General features: G+C 74.4%; 15 protein-coding genes, 2 tRNA genes and 1 riboswitch. Of the genes, 7 read left to right on the top strand and 10 right to left on the bottom strand.

Translation table 11 applies throughout. The annotated features are described in order from the left end of the window. Positions 1 to 84 precede the first annotated feature (84 nt). From lhgO to ACZ4K2_RS15325, 3 genes are read left to right on the top strand one after another with little or no spacing between them, the layout of a single operon-like run. On the top strand, positions 85 to 1,302 hold the full coding sequence (gene lhgO / locus ACZ4K2_RS15315; RefSeq protein WP_467468839.1) for an L-2-hydroxyglutarate oxidase: 1,218 nt from the start codon (positions 85 to 87) through the stop codon (positions 1,300 to 1,302). A 33-nt stretch (positions 1,303 to 1,335) separates the two neighbouring features. Continuing rightward, a complete protein-coding gene (gene trmB / locus ACZ4K2_RS15320) occupies positions 1,336 to 2,163 on the top strand; it encodes a tRNA (guanosine(46)-N7)-methyltransferase TrmB (RefSeq protein WP_467468774.1) in 828 nt (275 codons plus the stop codon). 41 nt (positions 2,164 to 2,204) lie between these two features. Continuing rightward, entirely contained in the window at positions 2,205 to 3,530 is a 1,326-nt protein-coding gene (locus tag ACZ4K2_RS15325; RefSeq protein WP_467468772.1) for a PrsW family intramembrane metalloprotease, read from the top strand. A gap of 16 nt (positions 3,531 to 3,546) precedes the next feature. Here ACZ4K2_RS15325 and ACZ4K2_RS15330 read toward each other — a convergent pair whose 3' ends face one another. Beyond that, positions 3,547 to 4,491 (bottom strand): aldo/keto reductase, encoded by a 945-nt coding sequence (locus ACZ4K2_RS15330; RefSeq protein ID WP_467468770.1) that lies wholly within the window; start codon positions 4,489 to 4,491, stop codon positions 3,547 to 3,549. A 69-nt stretch (positions 4,492 to 4,560) separates the two neighbouring features. Then, positions 4,561 to 5,628 (bottom strand): M23 family metallopeptidase, encoded by a 1,068-nt coding sequence (locus ACZ4K2_RS15335; RefSeq protein ID WP_467468768.1) that lies wholly within the window; start codon positions 5,626 to 5,628, stop codon positions 4,561 to 4,563. A 9-nt stretch (positions 5,629 to 5,637) separates the two neighbouring features. Beyond that, positions 5,638 to 5,804: riboswitch (cyclic di-AMP (ydaO/yuaA leader) on the bottom strand. 310 nt (positions 5,805 to 6,114) lie between these two features. Here ACZ4K2_RS15335 and ACZ4K2_RS15340 point away from each other — a divergent pair. Beyond that, positions 6,115 to 6,188: transfer RNA gene (locus ACZ4K2_RS15340), tRNA-Met, on the top strand. Positions 6,189 to 6,243: 55 nt separating this feature from the next. On the opposite strand, the gene ACZ4K2_RS15345 is transcribed toward ACZ4K2_RS15340, so the two are convergent. Then, positions 6,244 to 7,377, bottom strand: a complete 1,134-nt coding sequence (locus tag ACZ4K2_RS15345) for a dihydrofolate reductase family protein (RefSeq protein WP_467468766.1) — start codon at positions 7,375 to 7,377, stop codon at positions 6,244 to 6,246. 131 nt (positions 7,378 to 7,508) lie between these two features. On the opposite strand from ACZ4K2_RS15345, the gene ACZ4K2_RS15350 reads away from it, so the two are divergent. Then, positions 7,509 to 8,036 (top strand): MarR family winged helix-turn-helix transcriptional regulator, encoded by a 528-nt coding sequence (locus ACZ4K2_RS15350; RefSeq protein WP_467468764.1) that lies wholly within the window; start codon positions 7,509 to 7,511, stop codon positions 8,034 to 8,036. Between the two features lie 107 nt (positions 8,037 to 8,143). Beyond that, the gene (locus ACZ4K2_RS15355) at positions 8,144 to 8,788 is read left to right on the top strand and encodes a GTP cyclohydrolase II (protein WP_467468762.1); all 645 of its coding nucleotides are present in this window, start codon (positions 8,144 to 8,146) and stop codon (positions 8,786 to 8,788) included. A 31-nt stretch (positions 8,789 to 8,819) separates the two neighbouring features. On the opposite strand, the gene ACZ4K2_RS15360 is transcribed toward ACZ4K2_RS15355, so the two are convergent. Continuing rightward, positions 8,820 to 10,253: a DHA2 family efflux MFS transporter permease subunit gene (locus ACZ4K2_RS15360; RefSeq protein ID WP_467468760.1), complete on the bottom strand. Its 1,434-nt coding sequence runs from the start codon at positions 10,251 to 10,253 to the stop codon at positions 8,820 to 8,822. Positions 10,254 to 10,264: 11 nt separating this feature from the next. Further along, positions 10,265 to 10,909: an NADPH-dependent FMN reductase gene (locus ACZ4K2_RS15365; protein WP_467468758.1), complete on the bottom strand. Its 645-nt coding sequence runs from the start codon at positions 10,907 to 10,909 to the stop codon at positions 10,265 to 10,267. 197 nt (positions 10,910 to 11,106) lie between these two features. On the opposite strand from ACZ4K2_RS15365, the gene ACZ4K2_RS15370 reads away from it, so the two are divergent. Continuing rightward, positions 11,107 to 11,793 (top strand): TetR/AcrR family transcriptional regulator, encoded by a 687-nt coding sequence (locus ACZ4K2_RS15370; RefSeq protein ID WP_467468756.1) that lies wholly within the window; start codon positions 11,107 to 11,109, stop codon positions 11,791 to 11,793. Positions 11,794 to 12,021: 228 nt separating this feature from the next. Here ACZ4K2_RS15370 and ACZ4K2_RS15375 read toward each other — a convergent pair. The 5 genes from ACZ4K2_RS15375 to ACZ4K2_RS15395 form a co-directional block, all read right to left on the bottom strand. Then, a tRNA-Lys gene (locus ACZ4K2_RS15375) sits at positions 12,022 to 12,094 on the bottom strand. Positions 12,095 to 12,193: 99 nt separating this feature from the next. Next, a complete protein-coding gene (locus ACZ4K2_RS15380; RefSeq protein ID WP_467468754.1) occupies positions 12,194 to 13,717 on the bottom strand; it encodes an amino acid permease in 1,524 nt (507 codons plus the stop codon). 100 nt (positions 13,718 to 13,817) lie between these two features. Beyond that, positions 13,818 to 15,986, bottom strand: coding sequence for a DEAD/DEAH box helicase (locus ACZ4K2_RS15385; RefSeq protein ID WP_467468752.1), 2,169 nt, complete (start codon positions 15,984 to 15,986; stop codon positions 13,818 to 13,820). Between the two features lie 446 nt (positions 15,987 to 16,432). Beyond that, positions 16,433 to 16,969 (bottom strand): hypothetical protein, encoded by a 537-nt coding sequence (locus ACZ4K2_RS15390; RefSeq protein WP_467468750.1) that lies wholly within the window; start codon positions 16,967 to 16,969, stop codon positions 16,433 to 16,435. A gap of 153 nt (positions 16,970 to 17,122) precedes the next feature. Beyond that, positions 17,123 to 17,473, bottom strand: a complete 351-nt coding sequence (locus ACZ4K2_RS15395) for a metallopeptidase family protein (protein ID WP_467468748.1) — start codon at positions 17,471 to 17,473, stop codon at positions 17,123 to 17,125. Between the last annotated feature and the right edge of the window lie 75 nt (positions 17,474 to 17,548).

Here is a 17,548-nt window from a genome sequence, read left to right on the forward strand (position 1 = left end):
CACCGGCGCGCGCCCGGCCGGTCCCCTTGCCGCACGGCGTTTGAAGCCGCTGTCAGTGGCGCAGTGCACTATCGAGTAGCGGAGGTGGTGCAGGTGCGGGCCGGGGCGTACGACTGTGATGTGCTCGTGATCGGCGGGGGGATCGTCGGGCTCTCGACGGCGTACGCGATCACCCGCGCCGCGCCGGGCACGCGCGTGACCGTGCTGGAGAAGGAGTCCGGGCCGGCCCGGCACCAGACGGGGCGCAACAGCGGGGTCATCCACAGCGGGATCTACTACCGCCCGGGCTCGCTCAAGGCGACGTTCGCGGTGCGCGGCGCCGCCGAGATGGTGAAGTTCTGCTCCGAGTACGGCATCGCGCACGCCGTCACCGGCAAGCTGATCGTCGCCACCGAGCGGGAGGAGCTGCCGCGGCTGCACGCGCTCGTGCAGCGGGGCCGGGAGAACGGCATCCCGGTGCGGGAGCTGGGAGCCGCGCAGATCGCCGAGTACGAGCCGGAGGTGCGCGGCCTCGCCGCCATACACGTCGGCACGACCGGGGTGTGCGACTACACGGGCGTCGCGCGCGAGCTGGCGCGGGCGTCCGGCGCGGAGATCCGCTACGGCGCGCGGGCCGTCCGGGTGGACCGCCGGGCGGACCGGGGCGTGGCCGTGCTCACCGCGGCCGGGGACGTGGTCCGCGGCCGGGTGCTGGTGAACTGCGCCGGGCTGCACTGCGACGAGGTGGCCCGGCTGACCGGCGACGACCCCGGGGCGCGGATCGTGCCGTTCCGCGGGGAGTACTACGAGCTGGCGCGGCCCGAGCTGGTGCGCGGGCTGGTGTACCCGGTGCCGGACCCGGCGTTCCCGTTCCTCGGGGTGCATCTGACCCGCGGCGTCGACGGGGGCGTGCACGTCGGCCCCAACGCGGTGCCGGCCCTGGCCCGGGAGGGGTACGACTGGGGGGTGGTGCGCCCCCGGGAGCTGGCCGGGACGATGGCCTGGCCCGGGTCGTGGGCGATCGCCCGGCGGCACTGGCGGTACGGGGCGGGCGAGCTGCGCCGCTCGGTGTCGAAGGAGGCGTTCCTGGAGGCGGTGCGCCGGCTGCTGCCCGAGGTGCGGGCCGCGGACCTGGTGCGGGCCCCGGCCGGGGTGCGGGCCCAGGCGGTGCTGCGCGACGGGACGCTGGTGGACGACTTCCTGATCGAGGAGGGCGAGCGGGCCGTGCACGTGCTGAACGCGCCCTCCCCCGCGGCCACCGCCTCGCTGCCGATCGGCCGGGAGATCGGGCGCCGGGCCCTGGCGATGCTGCGCACGCCGTAGTGCCCGGTCCGGGCCTCTAAAATCGGTCGTACTGTGTCTGATTCCCTGAACACCCCCGACGCCCCGCCCCCGGCCCCCCGCACGCCCGGCGCCTCCGTCCGGCCGTCCCGGCCCAAGGGGGAGCCGCGCTTCCCCGACGGGCCCAGGGCCGATCCCGCCGGATCGCACTTCGAGCGGCGGATCCGCAGTTTCCAGCCGCGGCGCAGCCGGGTGACGACCGGGCAGGCCGACGCGCTGCAGCGGCTGTGGCCCAAGTGGGGGCTGGACATCGACGGGCAGCGGGTGATCGACCTCGGCGAGCTGTTCGGGAACGACCGCCCGGTGGTCCTGGAGATCGGGTTCGGGATGGGCGAGGCGACCGCGCAGATGGCCGCGGGCGACCCGGACACCAACATCCTCGCCGTCGACGTGCACACGCCCGGCCAGGGCAACCTGCTCAGCCTGGCGGACCGGGGCGGCCTGTCCAACGTCCGGGTGGGCAACGGCGACGCGATCATCCTGCTGCGGGAGATGCTCCGCCCGGACGCGCTGGACGGGCTGCGCGTCTACTTCCCCGACCCGTGGCCCAAGAAGCGGCACCACAAGCGGCGGCTCATCCAGCCCGAGTTCCTGACGCTCGCCGCGGCCCGGATGCGGCCGGGGGCGCTCGTGCACTGCGCGACGGACTGGGAGCCGTACGCCGAGCAGATGCTGGAGGTGCTCACCGCGCACCCCGGCTTCGAGAACACCCGGGCGGACGGCGGTTTCGCGCCGCGCCCGCAGTTCCGGCCGCTGACCCGTTTCGAGGGACAGGGACTGGACAAGGGTCATGTGGTGAACGATCTGCTGTTCCGGCGCGTGCCGCCCGGCCGGGACCGGTAAAACGATCAGCCCCTCGCCCCGTCACCGTTAGGGTCGATGCCGTGGCCACCAGTCCTCCGCCCCCGACGTACGCCTCGCCCCCCGGGGACGGGGCGCTCCGCCACCCGCACTGGTGGCAGCGCCGGTGGGTGCGGTACGGGGCGCTGAGCTCCCTGCTGGCGCTGTCGGGCCTGGTCATCCTCGCGCTCGTCCGGCGGCAGACCGGCACGGAGGGCTTCCTCGTCGGGCTCGGCCTGGCGGTGCTGCCGGTGCCGTGGCTGGTCGCCGCGTTCCGGTGGCTGGACCGGGTGGAGCCGGGCCCCTGGCGGAACCTGGTCTTCGCCTTCGCCTGGGGGGCCTGCGCGGCGGCGCTGATAGCCATCGTGGCGAACAGCTTCGCGACCAGGTGGATCGCCACCTCGACCGCGGATCCGGCCGGCGCCGACACGCTCGGCGCCACCGTGATAGCTCCGGTCGTGGAGGAGTCCGCCAAGGCCGCCGCCGTGCTGCTGGTGTTCCTCTTCCGCAGGCGCGACTTCACCGGGGTCGTGGACGGCGTGGTGCTCGCGGGGGTCACCGCGACCGGGTTCGCGTTCACCGAGAACATCCTCTACCTCGGCACGGCCTTCGGCACCGACCAGCTCACCGGCGACCGCGGCATCGCCTCCGTCACCGCCGCCACCTTCTTCGTGCGCATCGTGATGTCCCCGTTCGCGCATCCCCTGTTCACCGTCCTCACCGGCATCGGCTTCGGCACCGCCGCGCTGTCCGCGGACCGGCAGCACGTGCGGCGCGTACTGCTGCCGGCCGGCGGACTGCTCCTCGCGATGGGCATGCACGCCCTGTGGAACGGTTCCGCGACCTTCGGCCAGTACGGCTTCTTCGCCGTGTACGGCGGCTTCATGGTGCCGGCGTTCGGGCTGCTGACCTGGCTGGCGGTCTGGTCCCGGCAGCGGGAGCTGCGGATCGTGCGCGCGGAGCTGCCGGCCTACGTGCTGGCCGGGTGGCTGGGGCCGGCCGAACCGTTCGCCCTGGGCTCGATGCGGGCGCGGCGGATGGCCCGGGACTACGCCCGGCACCACGCCGGGCGCCCGGCGGCCCGGGAGGTGGCGCGCTACGAGAGGTGCGCCACCTCGCTCGCCTTCCTGCGGCGGCGCGGCCGCGCGGGCCGGGCCGGGGCCGACTTCGTCGTCCGGGAGCGGGAGCTGCTGGACGAGCTGTGGCGGCGCCGGGACCTGGCCCGGCCGGCCCTGGAGTACGCCGCGCGGACGGCCGCACCGGTCCGGCCGGGGTACGGGGGGCCGGTGCCCGTGGGGCCCTGGCAGGCGTACGGCCGCCCGGTGGCGCCGTACACGCCGTACGCCCCCTACAACCCGTACCGGTCCTAGGGCCGGTGCGGGCGGGTCAGGCCGACGCCTCCGTCAGCCTGGCGACCTCGGTGCCGGTCAGCTTCAGGTCCGCCACGCCCAGCAGCGCCGGGAGCTGTTCCACGGTGCGCGCCGAGGCGATGGGGGCGATGACCGTCGGCTGGGCGGCCAGCCAGGCGAGGGCGACCGTGGCGACCGGGGCCTCGTGGGCCGCGGCGACCTCGTCCAGTGCCGCGAGGACCCGCGGGCCGCGCTCGGACTCCGCGTACTCCCGGGCCCGGCCGGCGCGGGCGCTGTCGACGGTCGCGCCGGGCCGGTACTTGCCGGTGAGGAAGCCGGCGGCGAGCGCGAAGTACGGGACGGCGGACAGGCCCTCGCGGGCGACGAGGTCCTGCAAGGGGCCCTCGTAGGTGTCGCGGGAGACCAGGTTGTAGTGCGGCTGGAGGGCGACGTAGCGGGCGAGTCCCTCGCGGTCGGAGAAGTCGAGGGACTCCTCCAGGCGCTCCGCGGTGATGTTGGAGGCGGCGATGTGCCGGACCTTTCCGGCCTTCACCAGCTCGTCCAGCGCGCCGATGATCTCCTCGACGGGCACCTCGGGCTGGTCGAAGTGGGTGTAGTAGAGGTCGATGTGGTCGGTGCCCAGGCGGCGCAGGGAGGCGTCGGCGGCCGCCTTGATGGTGGCGGCGGACAGCCCCTGGTGGTCCGGGTGCTGGCCGACCTTGGTCGCGATGACGACGTCGGCGCGGTTGCCGCGCGCCTTGACCCACCTGCCGATGATCGTCTCCGACTCGCCGCCCTGGTTGCCCTCGATCCAGGCGGTGTAGGAGTCGGCGGTGTCGATGAAGTTGCCGCCCGCCGCCGCGTAGGCGTCGAGGACGGCGAAGGAGGCCTGCTCGTCGGCGGTCCAGCCGAACACGTTGCCGCCGAGCGACAGCGGGAAGACCTCGAGGTCGGAAGTGCCGAGTTCACGAAGTGACGTCATACGTCACGTCAACGCCGGCGGGGGACGATCGCATCCCGTCGCCGGCGCCGGGTTCGCCGAGGAGGCGGATCAGGGGTTGAGGCCCTTGTCGCGCAGCCACGCCATCGGGTCGATGCCGGAGGGCTGGCCGCCCGGGTGGACCTCCAGGTGCAGGTGGGGGCCGGTGACGTTGCCGGTGGCGCCGACGCGGCCGATGACCTCGCCGGTGGCGACCCGCTGGCCGGCGGAGACGTTGATCGAGGACTGGTGGCAGAACCACACCTCGGTGCCGTCGTCCAGGGTGAGGATCGTCCGGTAGCCGTAGGCCCCGGCCCAGCCCGCCTCGGTGATCGTGCCGCCGTGGACGGCCTTGATCAGGGTGCCCGTGGGGGCGGCGAAGTCGAGGCCGGTGTGGTGGCCGGAGGACCACATCGAACCGGCCTGGCCGAACGTCGAGGTGAGCGTGTAGGCGGAGGTCGGCAGCGCGTACTGCTTGGCCAGCTCCGCCAGCCGCTTCGCCTCGGCCGCCGCCGCCGCCTTCCGCTTCGCCTCGGCCTCGGCCTTCTCGGCGGCGGCCTCCGCCTTCTCCTTCGCGGCGGCGGCCTGGACGGCGGCGGCCCGCTCCGCTTCGGCGGCCGCGTCGGCGCTCTGCTTGCGGGCGGCGGCGAACGCGGCGGCGGTGGCCCTGCTCTCGGCCTGGCCCTGCTGCTGCTCGGCCTGGGCCATGATCCGGTTGCGCAGGGTCTCGCCGGCGTCGCCGGACCGCGCGTCGTCGGCGGCGGAGTCCACGGCGACGGTGCTGAGCGTGGTGGCCACGGCCTCGGGGGCCTGCTCGGCCTCGTCACCGAGGAGCGAGCCGACGGAGGGCAGGTCGGGCAGGGTGAGGGAGACCGGCGGCTTGCCGGTGTTGGCGCTCGCCATGCCGCCCGCGCCGACCGCGGCGATCACGCCGACGCCGAGGACGGTGGAGCTGCGCGCGAAGCCGCCGCGCTGCTTGGCGACGCGGTGCCGGCCGCGGACCGGGGTGACGGAGTCCTCGGTGGGATTCCATTCCTCCCAGGGCCCCTCCTCGGCGCGGTAGGCGCCGTAGCCGAAGGTGTCGGGCTCGCGCTGGGCCGGGGTGAACGGGGCTTCGGGAACAGGCCGGTTGGACGCCACGCGGGCGTACTCCTTTCCTTCCTCCGCCTACCGGGTTAGCTGACGGGTTCGGAGCAGGAAGGTCTCCTACGCGCGTATACCGGTCGTGGACTCCGCGAGTTCACGGCCGTATCCGCGTGATTCACCCCAAAGTAGTGGTTCCCCGGCTCCCTTGCGGGATTAGGCGCATGCGCACGGAGCCGTCTCGGGTGACGGCTGGGACGACCGCGCTGCGTTATCGAACGTTAATAGACCCGCCAGTGACTTTCCAAGCCCGTCCGGCTTGATCATCGACGTTTTCCGCGACGGATCCATCACCCACTACTCCGCCAAAAAGGGCGAGTTGACCGCGGCATGGAAGCGTTCAGTAGTCACCGACGGTTTTGATGGTGACTCAGCGGTGATGCGTACGGCGCTCGACTGGTCACCCAAAGTCACGGTTCTCGGGGGCCGGGGAAACCGATGTGCGGAGCGCCCCGCGGATGACGTATGCTGGTCACACAACGACGCGGGGTGGAGCAGCTCGGTAGCTCGCTGGGCTCATAACCCAGAGGTCGCAGGTTCAAATCCTGTCCCCGCTACTGAAGGCCCGGGGCCCGGAATCCATTGGATTCCGGGCCCCGGGTGTTTTCGCGTTCAGTCCGGCAGGTGGGCGTTGGGCGCCTTGGCGAGGGCCTCCAGTTCGGGCAGGACGACGACCCGGACCCCGGCGGCGGTCAGGAGTCCCGTGCCGTCGGCGCCGGCCACGAACGTGTCGGGTTCGCGCCAGGCGGTGACCACCCGGCGCACCCCGGCCCGCAGGATCAGCTCGGCGCAGGGGGCGGGGCGGGAGGCACGGCGGGCACAGGGTTCGAGACTGCTGTAGACCGTGGCACCGGCCAGCCGCGGGTCCGCCGCGTCGATCTTCGCGAGGGCCGCCTCCTCGGCGTGCACCACGGGGTCGCCGCCCTCGCGCGAGTGGCCGCGGGCCAGCTCCGTGCCGTCCGCGGCGACCACGACCGCGCCCACGCTGAACGCCGTCCCCGAAGGCGGGCAGAGCGCCGCGAGGCGGCACGCGGTGCGCAGCCAGTGGCGGTCGGCGGCGACGGGGACCGTGCCCGTGCCGGGGGCGGTGGGCGCGTAGCGGACCAGGACGACGTCCTCGATCCGCCGGGTGTCGAGCAGCCGCAGCCGTCCGCCCTGGTAGCCGCCCGGCCCGAACAGCCGGGGCGCCGCGGGGTCGCCGACGAACAGCGGGGCGAGGACCAGTTGGAGCTCGTCGGCGAGCCCCTGCCGCAGGAGCTGGGTGTGGACCGTGCCGCCGCCCTCGACCATCAGCCGCCCGACCCCGCGCACGTCGTGCAGGTGCTCCAGCAGGGCGCGCCAGTCCAGGGCGGGGCCGAGGGGGACGACGTCGGCGGCGTGCCCGAGGCGGCGGGCGGCCCGCTCCGCACCCCCGTCGGTCGTGTAGACGGCCTTCTCGCCGCCGGTGTGCCAGAAGCGGGCGTCCGGATCGAGGTCGCCGGAGCCGGTGACGGCGACCTTCAGCGGGTACTCCGGCCGGCCCTCCGCGCGCCGGGCAGCGCGCCGCTCGGCGGAGTTCACCAGCAGCCGGGGGTCGTCGGCACGGATCGTGCCGGCGCCGACGAGGACGGCGTCGGCGAGGGCCCGCTCCGCGTCGACGCGGTCGAAGTCGGCCGGGCCGGACAGCAGGAGCCGTTCGGGGCCGGTGTCGTCCAGGTAGCCGTCGAGGGAGACGGCGGCGGACAGCAGCACGTACGGCAGGGGCATCGGCACTCTCTCTTCCGGAGGCGGCCGGCCGCGGGAGCGGTCGGCCGGCGGGGGGCCGGCGGCGGAAAGGGTGGATCACCGGGCGGTGTGACCGGCTTGGTTCAAGTTTGAAACAAACCTACACTGGCCGCATGACGACCCGCTGGCTCAGCCCCGAGGAGCAGCGCGCCTGGCGCGCCTACATCGCCGCCTCCCGCCTCCTGGAGGACGCGATCGACCGGCAGCTCCAGCAGGAGGGCGGCATGCCGCACCTGTTCTACTCGGTGCTGGCCAACCTCTCCGACGCGCCCGGCCGGCGGCTGCGCATGACCGACCTGGCCGAGACGCTGAAGATCACGCGCAGCCGGCTGACGTACGCGGTGACCCGGCTGGAGCGGGACGGCCTGGTGCGCCGGGAGAACTGCGACCGGGACAGGCGCGGCTCGCTCGCGGTGCTGACCGACGCGGGCACGGCGGTTCTGGAGCGTACGGCACCGGGGCACGTCGAGACGGTGCGCGCCCTGCTGTTCGACCGGATCACCCCGCAGCAGGTGGAGCAGTTGGAGGAGATCTTCGCGGGGATCGCGCGCGGGCTGCAGGGCGACGGGGACGCCCCCGCCGCCGAGGACGTGCCGTGGCGGCGGCGGTCGGCCCCCTGCCCCGGCCAGGCGGCCGGATGAGCCCCGGACGAACTGTTGATTCAACTTTGAAGCATGGGATAGGGTCACGCTCCGGTTGTGCTTCAAATCTTAAGCACCTCTCCTCCGCACGGAACCCGGAGACCCGCATGCCCGACATCCCCGCCGCCACCCCGCGCGCCCGCGTCCGGGTACCGCTGCGCTTCGCCGACGGTTACCGCGCCGACGCCGAACTCGTCACCTTCCACGGCCTCGCCGACGGCCGCGAGCACCTCGCCGTCGTCCTCGGCGACCCCGGGCCGGTCCCGCTGGTGCGCCTGCACTCCGAGTGCCTGACCGGTGACGTCCTCGGCTCGGCCCGCTGCGACTGCGGCCCGCAGCTGCGCGAGGCGGTCGAGCTCGTCGCCGGCCGCGGCGGGGTGCTGCTCTACCTCCGCCAGGAGGGCCGGGGCATCGGCCTGTACAACAAGCTCGACGCCTACGCCCTCCAGGACGAGGGGCTCGACACCTACGAGGCGAACACCGCCCTGGGGCTCCCGGAGGACGCCCGCGACTACACCGCCGCCGCGCAGATGCTCGCCGCCCTCGGCATCACGGAGCTGGACCTGCTGTCCAACAACCCCGACAAGGCCGGGCAGTTGCGCGCGCTGGGGGTGGCCGTACGGGAGCAGGTGCCGACCGGGGTCTTCACCACGGCGCACAACGTCCGCTACCTGCGCGCCAAGGTGCTCCACACCCGGCACACACTGCCGCTGGCCGACCTGACGGACCTGACCGGCGTGACGGCGGGCTAGCGCGGCCCGGCCTCGGCCCGGGCGGTGCGTCTCAGCCCGGCCGGTGGGCCGGGAGCCGGAGCGCCGGGAGGACGCCGAGGGCGAGCAGCGCGGCCGCCACGGCGTAGGCGAGCCGGAAACCGTGCGGGCCCGGCCCGGCCGCGCCCAGCACCACCGACAGCAGGGCCGTGCCGGTGGACGCGGCGAGCTGGGCGTTGATGCTCAGCGCGGTGCTCGCCCCCGGCAGCCGGTCCGCCGGCAGGCCCCGGGAGGCGGCGGTCATCGCGGGCATCAGCGTCGTACCGGCGCCCACGCCCAGCACCATGCCCGCGGCGACGATCCGCCAGGACGCGACCCCCTCCGTGCCGGTCTGCCAGGCCAGCAGGCCCATGCCGAGGGCGCCGACCGCGCACCCGGCCGCGACCAGCCGGCGCGGCGCGACCCGGTCGACGCGCCGCGCCGCGATCTGCATGGTCGCACCGACCACGAGCCCGACCGGCGCGCCGAGCAGCCCCGCGGCCGTCGCGCCCAGGCCCCGCTCCTGCTGCCAGTACAGCGGGCCCAGCAGCATCGACCCGAAGTAGCCGCAGGTGAAGGGGGCCAGCGTGGCGACCCCGGCGGCGAAGGTGCGGTCCCGCAGCAGGCGCAGGTCCAGCAGCGGGGCGCGGACGGTGAGCGCCCGCCGGACGAAGGCCGCGACGAGGAGGGCCCCGGCGAGCGCCGGTACCAGCGCGCCGGGTGCCGCGAGGTCGCCGTGCTCACCGCCCCGGGACAGGCCGTAGAGCAGCAGGGCCAGGCCGGGCGAGAGCATCAGCAGGCCGGGGACGTCCAGCCGGGGCGGGGCGGCGCCGCCCGCTGCGGGGGCGTCCGCCGGCAGCAGGCGGACCGCGAGGAGCAGCGCCAGGGCCCCGACGGGCAGGTTGATCAGGAAGATCCAGTGCCAGGACGCGGTGTCGACGAGCCAGCCGCCGAGCACCGGACCGGCGACCGGGCCGATCAGGACGGGCAGCCCCAGCAGGGCCGTCGCCCGCCCCATGCGGGCCCGGTCCGCGACCCGCATGCCCATCGCCATGCCGACCGGTTGCAGCAGCCCGCCGCCCAGCCCCTGCACGGTCCGGAACGCGATCAGGCTGCCCGCGTCCCAGGCGCAGGCGGCGAGCAGGGAGCCCAGCGTGAACAGGGCGAGCGCGACCACGTAGGTGCGCTTGGCGCCGATCCGGCCCATCGCCCAGCCCGCGGCCGGGACGACCGCGGCGAGCGCCAGCGTGTAGGCGGTCGCGGCCCACTGGATGGTCTCCAGCGGGGCGCCGAAGGTCTCCGAGAGGCGGCGCAGCGCGACGTTGACGATCGTCATGTCGAGCACGGACATGATCGTGCCGAGGACCACGACGGCGGCGACGCGGCGCAGGGCGGCCGGGCCGGCGGCGCCGGCGGTCCCGGCCGGGGAGCCGGGCCGGACGGTGCCGGGAGGACGGAGGGTGCTCATCGCCGGCCGCCTCAGCCCGCGTAGGGGCGCTCGGTGCGCGCGGTCCGCAGCGTCCGCGCCCACCAGGCGAGCTGGCCGAGCATGCCCTTGGCGGCGCCGGCGCAGATCTCGGCGTCGCGCGGGACGCCGTCCTCGCCGAGGCCGGACCAGGGGCCGTGCAGGCTCACCGAGTCGCGCACGGTCACGGCGTGCAGCTCGGCGAGGACCAGCCGGAGCTGCTCGACCGCGCGCAGTCCGCCGCCGAGGCCGCCGTAGGACACGAATCCGACCGGCTTGGCCTGCCACTCGCGCAGGTGCCAGTCGAGGAGGTTCTTCAGGGCCGCCGGGAAGCTGTGGTTGTACTCGGGCGTGACGACGACGAACGCGTCGGCGGCGGCGAGCCGCGGCGAGACCTCCCGCAGCGCGGCGGTCGCGCCGGGCCCGGGTGCGCCGCCCCAGCCCGGCATGACCAGCGGCAGGTCCACTTCGGCGAGGTCGACGACGTCGAACTCCAGGCCCGGGTCGCCGGCCGCGGCGGTGGTGAGGAACCAGTCGGCGACGGCCCGCCCCCGGCGCCCCTCGCGCACGCTGGCGACGATGACGGCGACGCGGAGCGGAGGGTCCCCGGCGATGCGGGAACCGGTGGCGGATCCGGTGATGGCGTCGGTGACGGACACGGGCTTCCCCCTCTGTCGCGAGGCTCCGGTGAGCCTCGCGGTGGTCTTCGCGGGTGCCGTGGCGCGCTCGTGAACGGCGCGACGGCGGGTGGACCGCGTCCGGCGGTCCCCGCTCCAGCAAAGTACAACGATCGTTGTAGAAATTACAACGGCCGTTGTAACTCGGCTAGGGTTGCCTGGTCACGAAGGAGGCGGACGTGGGCGAGACGAACAAGTCCCGGCTGGAACGGGCGCGGGCCGAGGTACCACCGCGCAAGCTGCAGAAGCAGATCGCCATCGCGAGCGCGGCGTGCACGGTCTTCGGCCGGGAGGGCTACGCGCGCGCCTCGGTCGACGCGCTCGCCGCCGCGGCCGGCGTCTCCACGCGCACGCTCTACAACCACTTCCCCGGGGGCAAGGCCCAGCTCTTCCAGACGGTCGTCGGCTGGACGTCGGGCCAGGTCCGGGACGCCCAACTGGACCGCCTGCACGCCGTACTGGACCCGGAGCGCCCACCCGCTCCCGCCGACCTGGAACGCGACCTGGTCTCCCTGGCACGCGCCTTCACCCGGCTGATGACCGACTACGCGAACCATTTCGCGCTGGTCCGCCACATCCACGCGGAGGCCGACCACGTGCCGCCCGAGGTCCTCCAGGCCTGGCGCGAGACGGGCCCGGTACCCGTCGAGCGGGCCCTGACCGGCGCGATGACCCGCCTGGAGGAGGCCGGGCTGCTGAACCTGCACGGCGACGCGGCGCTGGCCGCGGACCACTTCTCGGCCCTGATCTCGCACCAGATCGTCCAGTCGACCCACTACGGCGTCATGCCCCTGTCGGCGGCGGAGACGGACCGCCTGATCACCTCCGCGGTGGCCGCCTTCCTGCGCGCCTACCGGGCGGACTGACGCCTCGGCAGCCACCGGAGGGGGACGTCCGCCCGGAGCGCGAACTCCTCGGCCGCGCCCCCGCCTTCCTCCGGAACCGGAAGAGGGCACGCCGGTGACGGCGGTGATCGCGAGCGGGAGGGCCGACGGACGCCGCGGGCCCGCGGAATGCGGCGGCGCCCGCCCCGGCCGAGGCCGGAGCGGGCGCCGCGCCGCAGGTCGGAGGGCTTGCCGCCCGCCTGCGAACCGTAGGCCCTGTGGGACTCGAACCCACAACCAATGGATTAAAAGTCCACTGCTCTGCCAATTGAGCTAAGGGCCCGGGCGATGTTGCCTGTCCGAGCATAGCCGGACGCGGCCGCGTCGCCGATCGGGTATCGGTGACGCGGCCGCGTCGGAACGGTCCGGAGGGGGACGATGGTCACTTTTCGGCCGGTGTGGGAGCCGTGGCGGGCGTGCGGGCGAGGAACCAGTGGCGGGCCGACGCCAGCCACCAGGCCGCCGCGGAGCCGAGCACGACCAGGACGGCGACCGGGGCGTAGTTGAAGGTCTCCCAGGTGACCGGGGAGACCTGCGGGAGCATGAAGAGCACCGTGATCACCACCACCCACGCCACCGAGACGACCCCGATCGCGCCCGACCAGCGGCCCAGGTGCCAGGGACCGCGCTCGAACCCGGCGCCCTTGCGGACCCGCAGGAAGGTCGGGATGACGTAGGCGATGTAGAGCCCGATGACCGCGATCGACGTCACCGCCGCGTAGGCCGTCGTGTTGATCAGGTAGGGCAGGCCGAGGGCCAGGGCGCCGAGCGCGGCCAGCCAGACCGCCGCCACGGGGGTGCGGGTGCGCGGGCTGACCGTGTGCCAGACGCGGGAGAAGGGCAGCGCCCCGTCCCGCGAGAAGGCGTAGATCATGCGGCTGTTGGCGGTGACGGAGGCCATGCCGCAGAACAGCTGGGCGCCGATCACCACCAGCAGGAGGAGCTTCCCGGTCGTCGCGCCGAGCGCGTCCAGGAGGATCTGGGCGGGCGGCGCGCCGGTCGGGGAGGCCAGTTCCCGGTCGTACGACTGGATGGCGAAGGTGAAGCCGAGGAGCAGCACGCATCCGGCGATCCAGGACGTCCAGATCGAGCGGACGATGCCCTTCGGGCCCGCCGTGGACGCGTCCCGGGTCTCCTCGGTCATGTGGGCCGAGGCGTCGTAGCCGGTGAAGGTGTACTGGGCCATCAGCAGGCCGAGGAGGACCACGTACGGGCCGCTGCCCCAGCCCGTCCGGTTGACGAACTCGGTGAAGACGAAGGAGGCCGGCCGGTGCCGGTCCGGCACCAGCGTCAGGGCGCCGACGATCACCGCCACGCCCAGCACGTGCCACCACACGCTCACGCTGTTCAGGAACGCGACGATCCGCACGCCGAAGGTGTTCAGCAGGCCGTGCAGGACGAGGATCGCCGCGAACAGGGCCACCGTGCGGCCCGGCGTCACCCGGAAGCCGAACTGGAGGTTCAGGTAGGCGCCCAGGAAGGAGGCCGCGCCGAAGTCGATGCCCGCGGTCACCGCCACCTGGCCCAGCACGTTGAACCAGCCCGTGAACCACGCCCAGGCCGCCGCCGAGCGCGGGGGCGCCAGCCGGTGCGCCCAGAAGTACAGGCCGGCCGAGGTGGGGTACGCCGAGCAGATCTCGGCCATCGACAGGCCCACGAAGAGGGTCATCAGCCCCACCGCCACCCAGCCCCAGGTGATCACCGCGGGGCCGCCGGTGGTCATGCCGAACAGGTAGAGCGTCAGGCAGCCGGAGAGGACCGAGATGATCGTGAAGGAGACGGCGTAGTTGGAGAACGCCGACATGCGGCGGGCGAGGACCTGGGTGTAGCCGAGCTGGGCCAGCCGTTCCTCGTCCGACGTCCCGGACGTTCCCCGCTGTCCGCCCACTCTCGCGTCGTCTGTCATGCCCCCAGCAATTCCCTGAGCGAAGGCGTGACATGCGTCACTCACACGGAAGGGCCCGTACGACCGGAGTCGTACGGGCCCTTCCTCAGCTCACCCGGTGTCAGCCGTTGCGCTTCCAGCGGGGCTTGTCGTCGCGGCGGCCGAAGGAACCGGTGCCGGTGCCGCGGTGGTCGTCACGACGGCCGGAGGGGCGGTCGTGGCCGCCGGTGCGGAAGCCCGGGCGGTCGTCGCGGCGGTCGCGGTTGAACGGACGGTCGCTGCCCCGGTGCCCGGTCCGCTCGTCGCGGCGGAAACCGCCCCGCTCCTCGCGGCGGAAGCCACCGCGGTCGTCGCGGCGCTCGAAGCCCCGGCCGCCACGGTCGTCGCGGCGGTCGTCGCGGCGCTCGAAGGAACGGCCACCACGGTCGTCACGACGGTCGAAGCCCCGGCCGCCACGGTCGTCGCGGCGGTCGTCACGACGTTCGAAGGAACGGCCACCACGGTCGTCACGACGCTCGAAGGAGCGGTCACGGTCGAACGGACGGCGCTCGCCGCGGTCGTCACGGCGCTCGAAGCCCCGGCCGCCCCGGTCGTCGCGGCGCTCGAAGGAACGACCACCTCGGTCGTCCCGGCGGTCGTCACGACGCTCGAACCCGCGGCCACCGCGGTCGTCACGACGCTCGAAGCCACGGCCGCCGCGGTCGTCACGGCGCTCCCGGCGCTCGAACGGCGCCGCCGCCGGGCGCTCCTCGCGCTCGGTCTCGCGCTCCGCCGGCTCCTCCACCGCGGCCAGCTCCTCGGCGGCCGTCGCCTGGGCCTCGGCCACCGCGGCCTCCGGGTCATCGCCGCGTTCGCGGGCGACCCGGGCGACCAGCCGGTCGGCCTCCTCGCGCAGCTCGGTGGCGCGGCGCTGGGCGCGCTCCAGCTGCTTGGTGAGCTGGACGACCTCGCGCTCGGCCTGCTGGGCGGCGTTGCCCGCGGACTCGGACTGGACCTCGGTCATGGAGCGGGCGCCGGTGATCTCGGCGACCTCCGGGTCGAAGGCGGCCCCGCCCTGGATGATGTGGCGGGCCGCGTCGACGCCGGCGTCCTCCATGAGGCGGAAGATCTGGCGGCGCTGGTGCGGCAGGGAGAGGGAGACCACGGTGCCGGTGCGGCCGGCGCGGGCGGTACGGCCCGCGCGGTGCAGGTAGTCCTTGTGGTCGCCGGCCGGGTCCACGTTCAGGACCAGGTCGATGCCGTCGACGTGGATGCCGCGGGCGGCGACGTCGGTGGCGACCAGGACGTTGACGTAGCCGTCCTTGAAGTCGGCCAGGGTGCGGGTACGGGCGCCCTGGGTCATGCCGCCGTGCAGCGCGTCGGCCTTCACGCCGGCCTCGCGCAGCTGCTCGGCGACGCGGTCGGCACCGAGCTGGGTGCGGACGAAGATGATCGTGCGGCCCTTGCGGGAGGCGATCGCGGCGGTGACCGGCGCCTTGTCCTTGGGCTTCACGATGAGGATGTGGTGGGACATCGTCGTGACGGCGCCCTGGGCCGCGTCCACCTCGTGGGAGACGGAGTCGGTCAGGTAGCGGTCGACGAGGGTCTGGATCTCGTTCTCCATCGTGGCGGAGAACAGCATCCGCTGGCCGCCGGCCGGGACCTGGTCGAGCAGCTCGGTGACCTCGGGCAGGAAGCCCAGGTCGGACATCTGGTCGGCCTCGTCCAGGACGGCGATGCGCACGTCCTCCAGGGAGCAGGCGCCGCGGTTGATGATGTCGCGCAGCCGGCCCGGGGTGGCGACGAGGACGTCGACGCCGCGCTCCAGGGCGTAGATCTGGTTGCCCATCGACGTACCGCCGCAGACGACCTTCATCTTCAGGCCGAGGACGTCGCCGTACGGCTGGAGGGCGTCCGCGACCTGCATGGCCAGCTCGCGGGTCGGGGTGAGGATGACGGCGCGGGGCCGCTTCTTCTCGGTGCGGCCGCCGGCCAGGGTGGCCAGGGTCGGCAGACCGAAGGAAAGGGTCTTGCCGGAGCCGGTGCGGCCGCGGCCGAGGATGTCCTTGCCGAGCAGGGCGTCCGGGATGGTCGCGGCCTGGATCGGGAAGGGGGTGGTCACACCGTTCTGCGCGAGCTTGCGCACCACGCCCTCGGGGAGGCCGAGGTCGGCGAAGGTGATCTCAGGGGTCGGGGTGGTCTGGGGGGTGGTGTCAGCGGCCTCGGGGGCCTCGGTGACCTCGGACGTCACGTCGACGAGCTCGTTCTCGTTCTCGGACACGACGAACTGATCAGTACTGGACACGGACATGCGAATGCGAAACCTTCCGGAGTCTCTTCGGCACGCGCCCGTCAACTCCGTGATTCGCTCACGACCGCCTCAATGCGGTCCGCCACGGCAAGGGAGAGTACGCGCCACACGGCGCGCTCTGCGGTGGCGCCGGGCAAATGGGATCAAACGATCTACCACCATACGCACCCCCCACCCCCGAAGGCAAACCGATCCACGGAGACGCACGTCACCGTGGCCCCGCCCCGCCGCCCGGCCCGGACCGCGCCGCCCGCCTCCCCCGGCCGGCCGCACCGCTCGCGGGTGACGGTCGGCACCCGCGCGCCGGGGCACGCGCTCCCGGCCGCCCGTCCGCCCATCGCACCCCGCGCACGCGGTACCGCCCCGCGCACGCCCGACCGCCCCCCGCGCGCGTCCGTCCGCCCCGTCCCCGGCCCCGTGGGGACACGCCGCCGGACCCTGGACGCTCACGCCGCCAGCCCCGCCGCGGGCGCCGGCTCCCGCTGCACCAGTTGCGGTCCCGTCTCCTCGTGCGCCGACGAGGACGGCTCGGCCGGCGGCGGCTCGGGGGCGGGCGGCGGTTCCGTGGTGGCCGGCGGCTCGGGCGGGGCGGAGCTGGCCGGGAGCGTCGGCGGCAGCCTGGACGGCGCCGGCTCCTCGGGCGGGCCGGTCTCCCCCGGTTCCCGCGGCACCCCGGGCTCCCCCGGCTCGCGCGCCGGGACGGACGTGCCGCCCGTGCCCGACGGGGTGGCCGACGCCGGGGCCGGGCTTCCCCGCCCGGCCTTGCCGCCGGCCCCGCGCTTGCCGTCGTTCGGCACGCTCTCGCCGGCGTGGCCGCCCGCGCCCGGGGCCGGGCCGCCGCCGGGCACCTCGCCCCCGTGCCGGCCCGCGGAGTGGGTGGGGCGGCCCCCGCCCGGGTCGTCACCCACGTTCACGCAGCCGGCGGCGGCGGTGACGGCCAGGGCCGTGACGGCGAGACGGACGGGTACGTACAAGCGGCGCACGGCGGCCACCTCCGGGGACGGGGAAGGAGTCAACCTCCCCAACTCCCGCCGCCCGCGCGAGGACACGCGCCCGGCGCGCCCGGCACCGCGGTCCCGGCGGCTCCGGCGCACCGCCCGGCGCCCCGCCTCACCCGGCCGTGCGCGCCCCCGCGCTCACCCGTAGCCGAGGGCGTGCAGCCGGGCGTCGTCGATGCCGAAGTGGTGGGCGACCTCGTGCACCACGGTCACCTCGGTCTCCGCGATCACGTCCTCGCGGCTCTCGCACATCCGCAGCGTCGGCCCCCGGTAGACGGTGATCCGGTCCGGCAGGACGCCCGCGTACCACTCGCCCCGGTCGGTCAGCGGTGTCCCCTCGTAGAGCCCGAGCAGCTCGGGATCGTCGGCGGGCGGTTCGTCCTCCACGAACACCGCGACGTTGTCCATCAACCGTGTCAGTTCCGGCGGGATCCGGTCGAGCGCCTCGGCGACCAGTTCCTCGAACTCCTCGCGCGTCATCTCCAGCACAGGGTCATTGTCCGGTACGGACGGCCCGTACGAGAGCCCCGGACGACCGCATATCCGCGCCGCGCCCCGGGCATA

The sequence above is a fragment of the Streptomyces sp. NPDC025833 genome, from assembly GCF_055558055.1.

Coding starts and splice junctions, on each gene's coding strand:
- ACZ4K2_RS15355 (WP_467468762.1), top strand. CDS start 8,144: ATGCCCGACATCCCCGCCGCCACCCCGCGCGCCCGCGTCCGGGTACCG.
- ACZ4K2_RS15345 (WP_467468766.1), bottom strand. CDS start 7,377: ATGCCCCTGCCGTACGTGCTGCTGTCCGCCGCCGTCTCCCTCGACGGC.
- ACZ4K2_RS15350 (WP_467468764.1), top strand. CDS start 7,509: ATGACGACCCGCTGGCTCAGCCCCGAGGAGCAGCGCGCCTGGCGCGCC.
- ACZ4K2_RS15330 (WP_467468770.1), bottom strand. CDS start 4,491: ATGACGTCACTTCGTGAACTCGGCACTTCCGACCTCGAGGTCTTCCCG.
- ACZ4K2_RS15380 (WP_467468754.1), bottom strand. CDS start 13,717: ATGACAGACGACGCGAGAGTGGGCGGACAGCGGGGAACGTCCGGGACG.
- ACZ4K2_RS15385 (WP_467468752.1), bottom strand. CDS start 15,986: ATGTCCGTGTCCAGTACTGATCAGTTCGTCGTGTCCGAGAACGAGAAC.
- ACZ4K2_RS15360 (WP_467468760.1), bottom strand. CDS start 10,253: ATGAGCACCCTCCGTCCTCCCGGCACCGTCCGGCCCGGCTCCCCGGCC.